At 57.5% G+C, this 14,585-nt stretch carries 14 protein-coding genes and 1 tRNA gene; 6 read left to right on the top strand and 9 right to left on the bottom strand.

What is annotated here, in order from left to right; all coding sequences use genetic code 11:
• Nucleotides 1–705: 705 nt before the first annotated feature.
• The 6 genes from ssb to AFERRID_RS11860 all read right to left on the bottom strand — a co-directional run bounded on the left by ssb (nucleotide 706) and on the right by AFERRID_RS11860 (nucleotide 5,551).
• A complete protein-coding gene (ssb, locus tag AFERRID_RS11885) occupies nucleotides 706–1,200 on the bottom strand; it encodes a single-stranded DNA-binding protein (RefSeq protein ID WP_126605270.1) in 495 nt (164 codons plus the stop codon).
• A 62-nt stretch (nucleotides 1,201–1,262) separates the two neighbouring features.
• The gene (locus AFERRID_RS11880) at nucleotides 1,263–2,153 is read right to left on the bottom strand and encodes a DNA adenine methylase (RefSeq protein ID WP_126605269.1); all 891 of its coding nucleotides are present in this window, start codon (nucleotides 2,151–2,153) and stop codon (nucleotides 1,263–1,265) included.
• Complete coding sequence (locus AFERRID_RS11875; RefSeq protein ID WP_126605268.1) at nucleotides 2,150–3,346, bottom strand: hypothetical protein; 1,197 nt, start codon at nucleotides 3,344–3,346, stop codon at nucleotides 2,150–2,152. The genes AFERRID_RS11880 and AFERRID_RS11875 overlap by 4 nt, the downstream gene beginning before the upstream one ends.
• Nucleotides 3,343–4,197: an ATP-binding protein gene (locus AFERRID_RS11870; RefSeq protein WP_126605267.1), complete on the bottom strand. Its 855-nt coding sequence runs from the start codon at nucleotides 4,195–4,197 to the stop codon at nucleotides 3,343–3,345. Before AFERRID_RS11870 ends, AFERRID_RS11875 begins: the two co-directional genes overlap by 4 nt.
• A 10-nt stretch (nucleotides 4,198–4,207) precedes the next feature.
• Nucleotides 4,208–5,209, bottom strand: a complete 1,002-nt coding sequence (locus tag AFERRID_RS11865; protein WP_232027560.1) for a YdaU family protein — start codon at nucleotides 5,207–5,209, stop codon at nucleotides 4,208–4,210.
• 117 nt (nucleotides 5,210–5,326) lie between these two features.
• Complete coding sequence (locus AFERRID_RS11860) at nucleotides 5,327–5,551, bottom strand: transcriptional regulator (RefSeq protein WP_029316360.1); 225 nt, start codon at nucleotides 5,549–5,551, stop codon at nucleotides 5,327–5,329.
• Between the two features lie 81 nt (nucleotides 5,552–5,632).
• On the opposite strand from AFERRID_RS11860, the gene AFERRID_RS11855 reads away from it, so the two are divergent.
• The 4 genes from AFERRID_RS11855 to AFERRID_RS11840 all read left to right on the top strand — a co-directional run bounded on the left by AFERRID_RS11855 (nucleotide 5,633) and on the right by AFERRID_RS11840 (nucleotide 8,338).
• Nucleotides 5,633–6,397, top strand: coding sequence for a S24 family peptidase (locus AFERRID_RS11855; protein ID WP_126605265.1), 765 nt, complete (start codon nucleotides 5,633–5,635; stop codon nucleotides 6,395–6,397).
• Between the two features lie 113 nt (nucleotides 6,398–6,510).
• On the top strand, nucleotides 6,511–6,744 hold the full coding sequence (locus AFERRID_RS11850) for a hypothetical protein (RefSeq protein ID WP_126605264.1): 234 nt from the start codon (nucleotides 6,511–6,513) through the stop codon (nucleotides 6,742–6,744).
• Between the two features lie 319 nt (nucleotides 6,745–7,063).
• Nucleotides 7,064–7,198: a hypothetical protein gene (locus AFERRID_RS16020; protein ID WP_257248164.1), complete on the top strand. Its 135-nt coding sequence runs from the start codon at nucleotides 7,064–7,066 to the stop codon at nucleotides 7,196–7,198.
• Nucleotides 7,199–7,342: 144 nt separating this feature from the next.
• Nucleotides 7,343–8,338 carry a tyrosine-type recombinase/integrase gene (locus AFERRID_RS11840; protein ID WP_126605263.1) on the top strand — a complete coding sequence of 332 codons (996 nt, stop codon included), beginning with the start codon at nucleotides 7,343–7,345 and terminating at the stop codon, nucleotides 8,336–8,338.
• 19 nt (nucleotides 8,339–8,357) lie between these two features.
• Here AFERRID_RS11840 and AFERRID_RS11835 read toward each other — a convergent pair.
• Nucleotides 8,358–8,432 (bottom strand) — tRNA-Val (locus AFERRID_RS11835).
• A gap of 160 nt (nucleotides 8,433–8,592) precedes the next feature.
• Between AFERRID_RS11835 and AFERRID_RS11830 the strand changes: the two genes are divergently transcribed.
• Together AFERRID_RS11830 and AFERRID_RS11825 are read left to right on the top strand one after the other, a co-directional pair.
• Nucleotides 8,593–9,246 (top strand): YidH family protein, encoded by a 654-nt coding sequence (locus AFERRID_RS11830; protein ID WP_126605262.1) that lies wholly within the window; start codon nucleotides 8,593–8,595, stop codon nucleotides 9,244–9,246.
• Between the two features lie 151 nt (nucleotides 9,247–9,397).
• On the top strand, nucleotides 9,398–9,922 hold the full coding sequence (locus tag AFERRID_RS11825; protein WP_126605261.1) for a methylated-DNA--[protein]-cysteine S-methyltransferase: 525 nt from the start codon (nucleotides 9,398–9,400) through the stop codon (nucleotides 9,920–9,922).
• A 144-nt stretch (nucleotides 9,923–10,066) separates the two neighbouring features.
• Here AFERRID_RS11825 and AFERRID_RS11820 read toward each other — a convergent pair whose 3' ends face one another.
• Both AFERRID_RS11820 and AFERRID_RS11815 read right to left on the bottom strand, forming a co-directional pair.
• The gene (locus tag AFERRID_RS11820) at nucleotides 10,067–12,448 is read right to left on the bottom strand and encodes a sucrose synthase (RefSeq protein ID WP_126605260.1); all 2,382 of its coding nucleotides are present in this window, start codon (nucleotides 12,446–12,448) and stop codon (nucleotides 10,067–10,069) included.
• A complete protein-coding gene (locus tag AFERRID_RS11815; RefSeq protein ID WP_126605259.1) occupies nucleotides 12,441–14,585 on the bottom strand; it encodes an HAD-IIB family hydrolase in 2,145 nt (714 codons plus the stop codon). Before AFERRID_RS11815 ends, AFERRID_RS11820 begins: the two co-directional genes overlap by 8 nt.

Below are 14,585 nucleotides of genomic sequence, written 5' to 3'. Positions count from 1 at the left end.
CATCACCGAACGTCAGCTTTTAGGTCGATATTACTCCTCCCCAAATTGCACGGAAAGGTCCGCTTACGCTGCACTGCCGCCGTTGAGCCTACTGGTTGTCAACAAACAGACTGCTTGTGGAAATTCATAACCGCAAGTCATTTTAGACCTTGCCTCGCAACAACGCCCCTGCCTTTCTCCTAGCCTTCAGTTCTACACAAAACTGGCCATAGGACTCGCAACTATGAAGTAATTTACTGCCAGTCGGACCAGGCGAGCCATGCCCCCACCACCAGCACGACCACCATAAAACTCAGCCACAGTCCCGCGTAGCCAACGCGAGATATAGGGATTGTGCCGAGGCGATCGCAGGTGCGAGTGATTCAAATTGCGCCCCCCCTGGTTAGTTGTTGTTGGTACTACCTTTATAAAACATCTCGCCGGCCGCCGCCAGAGTGAGTGGGCCGGTATAGGATTCTCCAGCAGATATAAAATGCGACTAGCGCCATCCTGGCGAACTTCCACCCTCCGGGAGCAGCACCTTGATGGCCTGCTCCACCGGTACTGGCACTGCGGGGAATTCAGGGTAGATCCAAGCGGTAATACCTACGCCGTGCTGGACAAGAATCAGCTCTATGGAAATGTTCTTCCTTGAAGACCGGTAGATCAGGGGTTGACGCAGGCGGGACCACCTGAATGCCAGAGTCTGAGCAAGTTCCGCTCCCCTCAGAACCGCACTCGCGGAAGCCTCTGACCGGGTTGGTAGAGGTTTTCCGCCTTGGTGATGAAGGGAATATCGTCGTCAAATTCCTCCATCGGTGCAGCACCCATGTCCCCGCCACCCCCACCACCATGCTGTGGCGCTGGAGTGCCACCATCGGCCCCGTCACGGCGCCCACCGATCAACTGGAGCCGGTCGCCCACGATCTCCGTGGAATACCGCTCCTGACCGTCCTTATCGGTCCATTTTCTGGTGCGGATACGCCCTTCGATGTACGCCTGGCTTCCCTTACGCAAGTATTCGCCGGCGACTTCCGCCGTCCTCCCAAAAAGGGCAACGCGGTGCCACTCGGTGCGCTCCTGGCGATTGCCGTCCCGATCCTTGTAGGACTCCGAAGTGGCGATGGTCATATTGGCGACCGCCGTCCCGTCTGGCATGTACCGCATCTCAGGGTCTCGCCCCAGATGGCCCAACAAGATCACTTTATTCACTCCTGCCATGACTTTCTCCTTGAGAGATGACGAAACGTCCTTTTTTCGGTTCGGTATAGATCGGGAGTGGGTCACACTGCACACAAATCCAACAGGGAGCACTGGCGCGGGGCGTGCCGCTCATACCACTGCGTAAGGCGCGGATTCATCCAGATCCTTTCTGTCCGATCTCGATCGATATCCTCCCCGGCTTGCCCTGACCGGTTCGCGTGACAGGAGTAGGCAAAATCCACAAAGGACCATCCTTGCCCGGATTCCAAATGATCCGCGTATAAATCACTGGGATAGCCGGAGATCGCGACATAGGCGTCACAGGCACAGAGCACCCGAAGCAGGTTTTCGTGATCTTGGTCAGTCATCTCATCGGCATACTGCCCGTCTCTGCGGGTAGCCTGGAGATAAGGCGGATCACAGTAGATAACGGCGGATGGGCTGTCGAATCTCCGGACAACCGCAGTGGCATCATCGTTCTCAATCAGTGCGTACCGCAGTCGATCCCGAACCAATCGCAATTCCGAATCAATAACCGTCGCCATGGACCGAGCCTTATTGTCAAAAACCTTGGCAAAGGCCCACGCCGGATTTTTGCGGGTGGACTCGGCGGCGAACGCGGACCGGGCGATATAGAAAAACCGGGCGGCGCGTTCGAGGTCTGGCAGGCTTGCCGGGTCCGGAATGGCCCGCCACTCATAAAACAGTTGGCGCGAGTAGGGGGTGTGCTGCAAATACCGGATCAGTTCGTCCGTGCGGTCTCGGAGCACACGGAAGAAGGTCACGATCTCGCCATTGGCGTCATTGATGACCTCGATGCCCGAGGGACGACGGGCAAAGAATACCGCCCCGCCGCCAAAGAAGGGTTCCACATAGGTCAGCTCCCGCGACGGCTCGGGAAGCCGGGCAAGAATCTGGTCAGCCAGTTTCCCCTTGCCACCAAGCCATGGGAATGGCGGATGTACGCTCATACGGAAGCCACCTGCAGTGCAGCCAGCACCTCACGTTCACCATTCTCCCCACGAAGGTATGCCTTGCACGAGTCGAAAAGGGAGACCACTTCACGGCTGTCGGCCCGGCCAACGCGCAAGACCTTCTTTCGAATATCGGCCAGGTTTCGATTGCCCAGCAGTTCACGCAGCGATGCTGCTTCAAGGCTGATTTCATCGGTCTTCTTCAGTATTCGGAGAAGACCGAGAATGGCACGGTATTCCCTGGCCTCGGCCAGGTAAGGGATGAGCTGCCTTGCAGCGATTTGCTGCTTGCCCACCTGAATCAGAAGATCCAGGAACTCCCGCTGGTCGGCGGGCATCTCATAACTGTCGTCTTCCTCTTCCAGGTCGATACCCCCGACTGCGATGGACACCTGATCCTCCAGCGAAAGTCGCTCGCTACTGCCCCGTGCCTCATGGTCTCCCCTTTCTTCCAGCGCATATTCCAGGCGAACCTCTGTTCGCGCTCCATGCAGCGTGGCTTCCATTCTTTCCAGCTCCCGCATTTTCTTCTGCCGTTTTTCTCCGGAGAGATGCTTGAGTTCCGATCGCCTCTGCCGAATGACTCTTTCCAGCGATGCTTTGGAGAACGTCGGTTCGTGGGGCAACACCGATTCCGCATCGAGCCGTTTTCGATAAATGAAATCTTCCATGGCATCACGGGAGGCAAACCGGGTATGCACATCAACGAATGTCGCAATATTGGGGTGCGGCACCGTGGCCAGGTCGTGCTTCTCCGTAAAGTGTTGCAATGCCTTGGTGGCCGCCGTGACGGCAAGATCGTGATGATCGTCGCGATGATCTGGTATAGACCATTCAGCCGTCCTGATTTTGGATTCGATGATCGCGGCTCCACGCCGAATGGCCTCAGAGATGATCTGGTTCATCATGTGATTTTGGCGGGGGGTCAACTGGATGCTTTGCGACCAGCGCATGAGGCGGATGGCCACCTGTGCGCTGCAATCGTATCCCTTCGGCGCAAAGTCACTCGCGCGCAGGTCTTCCAGGAACTGCTTTGGCTCTGAAAAGAATGGGCCGAGGTCGATCAGGTAGGATGCCATGTCTCTGGTCGCGCTTCGGGCGCAAGCGGAGCGGACGGGATGCGTGTTCAGCGTCGGGTGGCCTTCTGAGAGGGGCTCTATCAGCAGTTGCTGCTCATGATTTCTGTTCATGATTCACCCCGCAGACAGAGAGCCGTGTCGGATTTGCACCCCCTCCCCCGGCGATGGCTCTGCCAGTCAAAGAGCAGCAGCCCGCCATTTTGACAGAGCCGGTCGAAGGCGGCCGGACCCAGGTATTTCTCCACACCCTCCATATTCTCGTTGGACAGGATGAGGGTCGGCTTCAGGTCGCGGTATCGGTGATCGATCACCTCGAAGAGATGCACCCGCTCGCCATCGCTGCCGAAGGTTTTCCCGACCTCGTCGATGATGAGCAGACCCACTTCCGCAAACCCGCGAATGACCTCCAGCTCCGTGCTGTTGCCGATTCCCCGCTGCCAGGTCTGGCGGATCCGGGCAATGATGTCGTAGGCGGTGACCTGGAGCACGCTGTGCCCTTTGGCCAGCACCACGTGGGCGATGGCAGACGCCAGGTGGTTCTTGCCCGTGCCGGGATTCCCGCAGAGGATGAGGCAGGATCCCTTTTGGGCGCGCTCTTCGAAATGATCTGCGTAGTCCCGGCAGACATCGAGAGCTATCTGCTGTCCCGGGACCTCGACCACGTAGTTGTCGAAGCCGCAGTCGATGTAGCGACTGGGGATGGCCGCGCTCTCCATAAGTCGGCGGGAGGCATGCTCCGCCGCGCACACCGGACAGACCGGTGGCAGGTAGCGGATGACGTCCCGCTCATCCACCATGGAGATCGAATAGCGGCCGTGGCGCGCGCACTCGCGGTACTGGGGATGACGGTCGGGCAGGATCGCCTCATTGGTAGGGTCGAATCCCCATTTGGCAAGGAGATCCCTGGCAGCATCGCCCGCATGGACGGATGGCTGATGGTGGATATCGGACTTCTTTTCCATGGCGGCTCTCCTACAGTCTGACATAATGAGATTCGGCAACGGCGACGGGCGGCAGGAGCGAGCGGTTGGGCGGCCCCGCTGCCGGCTGGTTCTTTCCTCCTTTCCCTGAAGATTTCCCAGCGTCTTTCAGCATCGCGGCGATGTAGCCGACGTGGATGCCGCTGCCTTTTTTCTCCAGGGCGATCTCCGCCGCCGCCAGGATGTGCTCATCGGAATGACGGGCGCACATCTCCTGCACAACGACCATGTGAGGGGCCGCACGGACGCCAAGCCCCCGTAGTTTCTTGCACAACGTGCCTTCGCGGGTTGCAGTCGGCAGTGGAGAGGGCTCTGTGAGCGGCGTTTCCTGAAACGTTTCACCCGCCGTTTCGGAAACGTTATCCACGTTTCTTCTCTCTCTCTTTTCTCCCTCTCCTTCTTTTCTATGAAACGTTTCAGCCGTTTCAGGAAACGTTTCAGTGAAACGGCCTTGAAACGTTTCAATCGTTTCATCGGCTTGGGTAGAGTGTGCTTCCTCAGTTCTGTTAGACTGAGCGTTTTCCTGCCTGGCCCTCTGTGCCGCCCGCCAGCGACGAAGGCGCTCGCGATCCTTGGCGCGCGGGTCCGAGGGGCTTGATGCCGGCTGTTGGGTCTTGTTGCCCCAGGCATCCAGTACCATTTCCGCAAGCACGGGATGGTACAGGCGGCCATCGGAGCAAAGGGAGAAGCCATGCAGTGCAATAGTCTTGACTTTCATCCACCGTCGGGGAGAACCTCGATATCCAGCGAGGCACGCCAGGATCTTGTCATCGTTGGGAAGACTGCCAGCAGGTACCTGCCGCATGGATTCGGTCCATAGCTTTACCGCTGCGCCGAACTCCTCATTGTTGGCCAGGTGGATGAAATCGCTGGAATGAAGTCGGCTCAGGTCCAGCTTCATCCAGCAATAGGAACGCAGATCAATGTCTGCCGGTACAGGTGGGGACGAAAGTGCTGAACAATCCTGTTCTTGTGCGTCAATTGGAATTGGCATGGTCTCTTCCAGCCTTCTCAGCCCTGCGAATGGGCGCCAGGAATGATCGCGCGGCTGAAAACGCAATCCGGGTGCCCCCGTTTCCTGGCATAGAAGTCGTAGTAGTCGAATGGTGTCTCATGTGGCTCCCCGGTCTCTGATCTCATCCAAGGGGCCGAAGATGTCGGGCCGGAGTTCGGCACGGGTGACGGCGCCGGCGGTGGCGCGCTCGATGGCGATGGCGCGGGCGAGGGGGACTCCTCGACGCCGCCAGTGGCTAACTGCCATTGGGCAAACTCCTAGCGTGCGCGCGAGCGATGACTGGGAGCCAAAATGTGACACTGCACGGTCAAGTCCATTCATGGGGCAAAGTATAACCACAATGGTGATACTGTCAACACAGCGGTTCTTCCATGCTTGTGAGCTAAGGGGAACAATCAGCGCATGAAAAACCAAAAACCTACAGGATCTACAATTGCTATTGCCATGTTGGAATCGGATAGGCAGAGACGCGGCTTATCCAAGCGCCGCTATGCGCTAGATGTTCTCCAGCTCAAAGATGCACAGAACTATCAACACTGGGAGGAGCGAGGGGTTCCCAGAAAGGAGCTGGTTAGGTTATCAAATATACTAGGAGTTCCTGCTGAGACCCTTGATGCGATTGGTGGACAGGGCATTCACAGCCAGTCGGAAAAGGCTGGTGTGACTGAAAGTATGGATGTCAGTGCGTGGTATCCAGGCGAGGAACCAGTGCCGGATGGTTACGCCGCCATAGAGGCAGTAATGTTGGAAGTTGGGGCGGGTAATCGGCTAGTTGTCACTGAGGCGCCAGAAAAGAAGTTGAGACTATACGACGCTGATTTCTTTGTGAGTAGACGTTGTGTGCCGAACGCGTGCAAGGCGTACCGGGTGCGAGGGGAAAGCATGAGCCCCTTTATTTTTGACAATGACTGGATCGTTGTAGACACCCGTCGGCGCGTTCCGCCCGGACCGGGAGTGACAGATCCACGATTGTGTACTTTTGTCCTGCGCGTAGACGCTGAAGTAATGGTTAAAATGGTTCACCGGCTCCCGGACGGATCATTGCGGGTGAGCTCCATCAACCAGGACCCGATATACGCCCCATTTTCAGTCCCTGAGAACCGCATGGATTCCGTGGAGATCTGGGGAGGCTACTTGGAGCGTAGTGGCGGCAGACCAATGAGGTGATGGATTAGGCGCTTGTCGTTGTTATAACCATTATGTTGACATGATAACCTTAGCGGTTATAATTTCTCCGTCGAAGCCGCCCATCCGGCGCGGCATCATGGAGACCAACAGCCATGCAAAGAACCATGCTCAATGGTGAACCAACTAGGCAGGGGTTCCACCCCAATGCGGACGGGGTTGTCCCACAGCACCTAATCCCTCTCAGATTTTCTCAGAAACACGCACCGGTTTCCGTCGCCTACCGCGACGGCGCTGTACTGACCTTCCTCTTCGATCGCTCCACAACCATTGTGGACCTGATAACCATGGTCTCCCGCGCCGGCACGGTGCAGAAGATGGTGCTCTGATGGAGCGCACCCTCCTGTTCATAGCCACAAGGAAGGACCCGAAGCAACGGAGCCGTTCTGAGTTGCTGTTTTGCCGGATACTCTTGTGTGCGCCGAGAGGGTCATTTCTGTTTCGGGAGCCGGGCCGCGTCGGCATAGCTGCGCGTGGTGATACCCCCTCTTGGCGGCGCTCTGTTCAACTCTGGGATGAGGTTCCGTCATGATCGCGGCAGCAAAGAAGGATGCCTCGCGCCTTGGCACACTCATCCGGCTTAATGGCACCAGGCTGCCCATAACCGGGCTTCAGCCCAATGGGGAAACGTCCGTAAGGAGCGTTTACGTGGATCTCGAGACGACCATCGGTGCCACCATCGCCTACGGGTACTCCCTGGAAGATGCTATACCAGCGCTGATCGACGCATGGGATAACGCTACGGCATGGACTAGACGGTGGATGATCAATGCACCTAACTAGACAGCAGCTTTGCGCCAAACTACAGACTAGTGAGTCCACGATTCGCCGGATGGAGCATGACGGAATGCCATTTATCCCGGTAGGCAAGCGTGGTAAAAGGTACAATTTGGCAGAAGTGCTTGAGTGGTCAAAAAGGAATAGGCAGTGTCCATCTGGATCGACAACAAAGAGCGTCGAAATGTCCAAGTTCAAGTTGACGGCAGACGCCTACATCGCATCCTGCCAGCCGGGTCGTCTGCGCGTGACGCCAAGCAAGTCGAAGCCAGACTTCGAGCCGAACTGACATCGGCAAGACCCCTGCCGGAGCGTGCCGGCGATCCACCGCTTGCCGCTGTCATGCCCTTGTACCTCAAGCATCTGGAGCACCTGCGTAGCCCGGAGACCGCCCGATTCCATGCTGCCCGCATCACCCCCTGGCTCGCCCAATACACCGCCTCAGAGGCCCCAAAATGCGCCGCGATGATTATCCGCGACATGACCGGAGCCTATGCCCCCGCAACGATCAACCGCAGTCTGGGCGCGCTCAAGAAGGCCCTCACGCTGGCCTGGGAACAGGAACTGACCCCAGAGAACTACGGTGCCAGGATCAAGCGCCTGCCGGAGCACAACGAGCGGCATATCTACCTAACGCTGGAGCAGGTCAACGAACTCGCCAGCCACGCATCCGATCCGGTCGCTGCCGCGATTTGGATTGCTCTATTTACCGGCTGCCGTCGCGGCGAAATTACGAAGCTCAAGGCCGAGGACGTAGGGGAAACGACGATCACCATCCGCGCTGGGAACACTAAAACGCTTAAAACGCGTACCGTACCCATCATCGGACCGATGCGCCTCTGGCTACCATTCATCCCTCTCCCCATCAACGCCGAAGGGCTTAAGTCTGGATTTCGTCGCGCCCGCGAGAAGGCCGGATTGCCACACTTGCACTTTCACGATCTACGGCACTCTTGCGCATCAATTTTGCTAGCATCAGGAGCAGACCTGTACACCATCAGCCGTATCCTAGGTCACTCATCCACCAAGATGACAGAGCGTTACGCGCACCTGCAAACCGACGCGCAATCCATCGCCTTGGAACGTGCTTTTTCAGAAAATGCACTCAACAATGCACTCAACAAAAAACCGGCCCTGGGCATATGATATAACTACTTGATTTATTTGGTGGGCGGTGCAGGGTTCGAACCTGCGACCCCTGCCGTGTGAAGGCAGTGCTCTACCGCTGAGCTAACCGCCCCAAGGTGAGCGGGCTCACCTAGAGAGGGGACAAAATACCAATCAACGGCATCAGGGTCAACCATTTTCCCACCTTCTCACATGGTTTGTTTCCCGTTAAACTGCCAGCTCTCGCAACTCCATACCAGCAGACGCTCAAGCGCGGACGGTCACCCCCATCCATGATGTTTCTGAAATACCTGCCGACGGTACAGGAACCCCGGCTTTACATGGCGTTGGAACGCACCTACCTGGGTTATTTCAAACTCCTCTTCCTGTCGATCGGCACCGGCCTGATTTCCGCACGCCTGGCCATTCTCTTCAAGGCTCTCCACTACGCCGCCCTGGGCCACTTTTTCACCGAGCTTTTCTACTGGCTGAGCTGGCCCGCCATCGCCCTGATTTTTGTGGTAACATTTCGTTTTATGTCGGACCTGGAATATATCCAAGAAGGATCTCCCGTGGCTGAGAAAGAAATCATTGATCCGCGCGTTTACATGGCCGCCGAGCGTACCTTCCTCGCCTGGGTACGCACCGGCATAGGCCTGATTGCCTTTGGTTTCGTGATCGAAAAATTCGACTTTTTCCTGGAGCAGCTCTCCATCATGCTCCATACTAGACTCGTGATGGGCGCAGGCTTTTCCGGGATGGGCATCGTTTTCATTCTTCTCGGGGTCACCAACCTGGTCATCGGTGGCATCAACTTCATTCGCACGGTCAAAAAAGTGGACGAGGGCACTTATCATGTCCACAAATTTCTCTACGGCCTCTACGGAGTTATTCTGCTGAGTATCACTATCGTGCTGGCTGCCATGATCATCCATGTGTCGCCCTGAGCACGCAATTGCTAAAGCATCTGTACAGGCGTCAGGTGGTCATCATAAGCCCAATGGCAGGCAGGAAACGAATAGTTGGCGAATCCCTTCCTGCCATTTCTCCAGCGCCTAGGTAGAACATCATTCCAGAGTTCATATTGGGGAGATTTTCATGCTGAACCAAGCGCTTCGATGGCAGTTGGATCGTGTCACTACACCGTTGGGTGTCATGCTGCTGGTCACCGACGCGCAAAACTCCCTACGTGCACTGGACTGGGCGGACAGCGAGGCCCGCATGCTGGATCGACTCCGCCTGCTCTACGGCTCCGACAGGGTAACGCTAACATCGGGGACTGCTCCGCAGCCGGTTCGCAACGGTCTGGAAGCCTACTGGGCGGGGGATCTCAACGCCGTCTCCGCCATTTCCGTAGAAACCGCAGGCACCGAGTTTCAGCGGAAGGCCTGGGCTTGGTTGCGCAGCATTCCCGCCGGAGAAACCCGCAGCTACCGGGAACAGGCGAGGGGTATGGGCCGGGTATCGGCGGTACGTGCCGTGGGGCGTGCCAACGGCGCGAATCCCATTGGTATTGTCATTCCCTGCCATCGCGTGATTGGCGCCGATGGCGCTTTGACCGGATACGCGGGCGGAATAGAGCGCAAACGCTGGTTGTTGCGGCATGAGGGCGGCGATTTCTAGGGTAACGTCCGTAGTGCAAAAGCAAATCCACATCATCAGGGGTTGGCGCCTGACGGGTGGCCAGCGCATGTGACGGAGGACACGGATCGAGAAGGACAGTAACCGCGTGCCCACCGGGCATCTCAGCGTTGGCACTGTTGTACCTCATGATTCCCCCAACGGCACCGCATGGGCCAGAGGCCGCCATTGCAAGTGCTGAAACATCTGCAAATAGCGACGGGCGGCGTGACGATCGGTTTTGAGCATGAAGCGCCAGAAGCCGAAAATTCGCGCGAGCGTCATCATCTGCATGGCGTAATTGCTCCAGGTATAATGCGCGCTGACCCGTGCCAACGCGCCGTCGGAAATGGTCTCCCAGACACGGATATCAGCAGCAGCCGCTTCCAGGAAATCCGCCAGTTTTTCCGCCGTCTCCTGTTGGTTATTGGGGTTGATATGAAAGCCGGAAACACCGTCTTCGATGATTTCCAAGGGCCCACCGAAGCGGGTGGCAAAAACCGGCAGCCCCGAACTCATGGCTTCAATCACCGTCAGTCCGAAGGCTTCAAAGAGTGCGGGCTGGACGAAGCATCCACGGGAATCACCAATAACTCGATAGAGCTCTCCCGCCACATTTTTGTCGAGTAAAGTGCCTATCCAGCGCATCTGGCCATCGAGTTGATACGCATCCATAACATCGTGCATCCGTTGGATCTGCACCCCCTCTTCCTCGTCCTGAGAATTCCGCGGATCAATATGACCGCCGATGATCACCAGATTGGCCAGTTTGCGCAGGCGCTGCGAAGCACCAAAAATCTCCGCCAGTCCGCTGAGATTTTTGATGTGGTCCATGCGCGCCATACTGAAAATGATGGGTTTATCCCGCTCCTTGAGTACGCCGCGCCGGTCCGCGGCGGGCTCCTGGTCAAAGAGCAGTGCATCAATATCGTCGTGCAGATAACGCAGACGTGCTTCGCTGGCGGAGTAGGGAAAATAATAGCGGGCGTCGGCCCCCGGAGAGACGATATTGAATTTGGTATCGAAGACGTCAACCCCGTTTTCCACCCGATACAGTCCGGGGAGGCTGTAATTCTGATATCCTTCGTACTGGCCCACCTCGCGGTCGTTTCCAGCGATTTCCTGATAGGTGCTGGTAACGATAATGTCGGAAGAATTCATGGCGATGAGGTCCGCGGTGAACTGGCACGCAAAATGATGGCTGGCGTCGTGATCGCGCCAATAGAGGTCACTATAGAGGTATTTGCTCTTCTCCAACGCGTGGGCGATGTTGCATTGGGTGACATTCAGCCGCGCACTAAGGATAGTGGCCACCAGATTACCATCGGAGTAATTGCCGATAATCAGGTCGGGACGACGGCCAAATTCCGCCAGGGTTTCCCGTTCGAGGTCATCGGCATAGCGTTCCAACCAGGGCCAGACATTGAAGCGGGAGATCCACTGGGGCAGTATTTCGCCATTGGGGTACCGGAACGGCACGCGGAGAATCTGCACGTTATCGGCGCCCTGGACGGGCTCCAGACGCTGATCGCAGGAGGTGCCATCGGCATTGGGAATCAGGCGAGTGGCGATCAGAATACGGGGTACGATATCCACCCCCTGGCGGGTCAGGCGCTGGCGCATTTCCTGTTCCAGCGCCCGCGCCTGATCGAGAATGTAAACGACCTGCCCGCCGGTGTCCGGACGTCCAAGCACCTTGTCCTGCGCGAACCAGCCATGAATGGACACGATCAGTATCTTGGAGATCATGGGGATACGGTCGATGAATGCTTGCAGACTCTCTCCCGAGGGGGCATCCAAGACATCCATCAGCAGACGCATGGTCTCGCGCACTCGTCCGGCGGTATCTCCCCAGCCGGGGGCGAAGCCGCGACGGGTCATCTCCGCCGCAAACTCCATCCAAGGTTTGGTCTTGGGGAGCGTCGCCAGATACTGCACGGTCTGGCGTAGATCTTCAAAATCCGGCGGCTGCCCATGCACCATCAGCGATTGCCCGTTGAGCTTGTGCACGGCCAAAAAGTCGAGAATGCTCTGGCGCCCCGTCTTGATGTTCCCGAACAGTTGCCCAGCCAGGCGGCGGTTCATATAGATGAGTCCTTGTCCGATGGTGTCCTCATCTTGTAGGTGATAGGGGGCAGCGCGGAAATCCTCAAAATCCACGGTGAGTATCGGCTCCTGATCATTTGCGGGGAGCACCTGTCTTTCTTTAAAAGCCAGATAATCACCCGGCGTGAGTGTCTCCAGTTGAAGCTGCTCCCGATGCAGGCGCAGATAAGTCCAGCGCCCAGGGCCGGGACGCCAGGCCAGATAAATCCAAGGCTCCGCCAGCACCGCCTCTTGTAGTCTGGAGAAAAACGCCTGCAATACCGCGAGGTCTACATCACTGCCGTAATCTGCAGCAAAGTCGTCGATGGTCTCTTGCAAGTCGGTAAAAAGCAGAAATGGGCGTTGCAGATTGAACAGATGTCGCAACAGCCCGGCAACGCAATGGGGATTTTGGTTGATACAGCGACGCAGATGGTCAGGCATGGGCTTGTCCTGGAAAACGGTAGTGCTGGATGCCTTCGAGAATGCCCCAGGCATGGTGAGCACTGGCAAAATAGATGTGATGCTTATCCCTTAGCCCGTGTAGTTCCGGGCTGTGGTTGCCGACAATAACTCCACAAATTTCGCCACCCATCATATCGGCGTCATTGCCGGAGTCTCCCGCGGTCAGCACTGCACGCAAGGGCAATCCCCAGCGAAAGGCCAGGAAACGAATAGCGTGGCCTTTGGACGCCCGGATGGGCAACACATCCAGAAAGCGGTTATGGGAAAGCACCACATGGGCGGCGATCTGCCGCTCACGCAAGCGATGCTGCAGATCCTTCGCCGTTGGCGGGCGCTTGGGGTCTACGTAGTAGCTTACCTTGAATGCGCTCTGGGTGAATTTTTCCTGCAGGCGCAGGCCGGGTATCTTGGCCAGTGCCTGTAATACCCCTTCACGCCACCAGCGATAGTGCAGGTGAGCGGCCCAGTCCTGATCCTCGCGCAGCTTGCTGCCATAGATGATACGCGTACCCACGTCGGTGATGCAGATATCCGGGCGAGGGACCTGGTTTTCCGCCAGTATCTCCATGGTTTGTTTGAGATTCCGGCCGGTGGCCACACCAAATGCCACCCGGGGGTGTTCCCTCAGCCATTCCATCAGCGTGGCAAGCCCCGCCGGGTCGCCAATCAAGGTATTGTCGATGTCGGATATGAGCAGATGATCCGCCGTCGGTAAGGCGCGGCGTACCCCCTGGCGGGCGGCGGATTCCCGCCGCAACTGTTTGCGCTGACGCCGGAGAATGCGTTCCACTTCTGCCAGATAACGGCGTGCATGGGCCTCCCAGCTATAGACCCGGCGCACCCCTAGCAAGCCTGCCCGGCTCGCACGCTGCCAGCGTTGGCGATCAAACAGCATTTGTCTGAGGGCGTCTTGCATCTCTCCGATATCCAGCGGATCCACCAGAATGCCATTGCGGCAGTAGCGGATGATGTCCTGCGGGCCACCATGCCGGGTGGCAACGACCGGCAAACCTGAAGCCGCTGCTTCCAGCAGGGTCAAACCAAAGGGTTCGGTGAGCGCCGGATTGACGAAAACACCCTTATAGATGGCCGCATAGCGATAATATTCGGGAATGTCTTCGGGCTCGTGGTGCTTGGGAAGGGCGACTCGTCCATACAGGTCGTAATCATCAACGGTATGCAGGATGCTCTGAATCACCCTTTTCGCCCCGTGCGGGAGCTGCCCAAGGCGGTCACGCTGGCCCATGACCAGAACCAGGTTAGCCTGCTCCCGCAAAACCGGGTCCGTGGCATAGGCTTCCACCAGACGCTGAAAATTTTTACGCTCATCGGGGCGGGCAATGGCCAGAATGGGAGGCCTGCGCGGTGCCTCCAAAAAGCGGTGTAAGCCGGACAGCAGCGGTGAAGAACGCTGCCGCCCTGGTCGGGAAAATCGTCGCAAGTCCACACCGGGCGGCAGGATCTTGAAATGCGCCCGCGCGGCGTTCTCGTACAGGCCATACTGCTCGTCCACTTCCTGACGGGTGCTGGCCAGGATCACGGACGCTTCACTGAGTACGGACTCTTCGGCGGCAATACGTCGCGGGAAATGAAATTGCCGGTCGATACTTTCCGCCTTACGGCCGGCAGCAATCAGTCTTTCCCGCTTATCCCGCCCCAGGGAATGGCCGGTGTGCATGAGCGGAATACCCAGCAGGCGGGAGAGGCGCACCCCTACGTAACCGGCATCCGCATAGTGGCTGTGGATGACATCGGGAATACAGTCTTCACTGCGGATAAACTGCAGCGCGCCGTCCACGAAGGTATCCAGGTAATCCCAGAGCCGCTCTTTTTGCAGATATTTGTGCGCTGGACCGGCAGGCAGACGGATAATCCGCGCGCCGGATTCCAATAGCTCGCGCGGCGTTCCATAAATGGGATTTGTATCGGGATCATCAAAGCGACGGGTGAGAAGGTCGATCCGAGAAACGCGCGGGTCCCGTGCCAGCGCCTGGATTTCGTCGAGTACATAGCCAATCTGGCCGCCGGTATCTGCATCGATCCCGAGCTCCGGAGTACCGCAAATGCGGCCATGGATACTCAGCATCAGAACGTAAAGACCTTGGTGATCCGCCAA

It is taken from the genome of Acidithiobacillus ferridurans (genome assembly GCF_003966655.1).
GTDB classification, from domain to species: domain Bacteria; phylum Pseudomonadota; class Gammaproteobacteria; order Acidithiobacillales; family Acidithiobacillaceae; genus Acidithiobacillus; species Acidithiobacillus ferridurans.
Note: the sequence above shows the minus strand (reverse complement) of the source record. Positions and strands in the feature narration are given on the sequence as shown.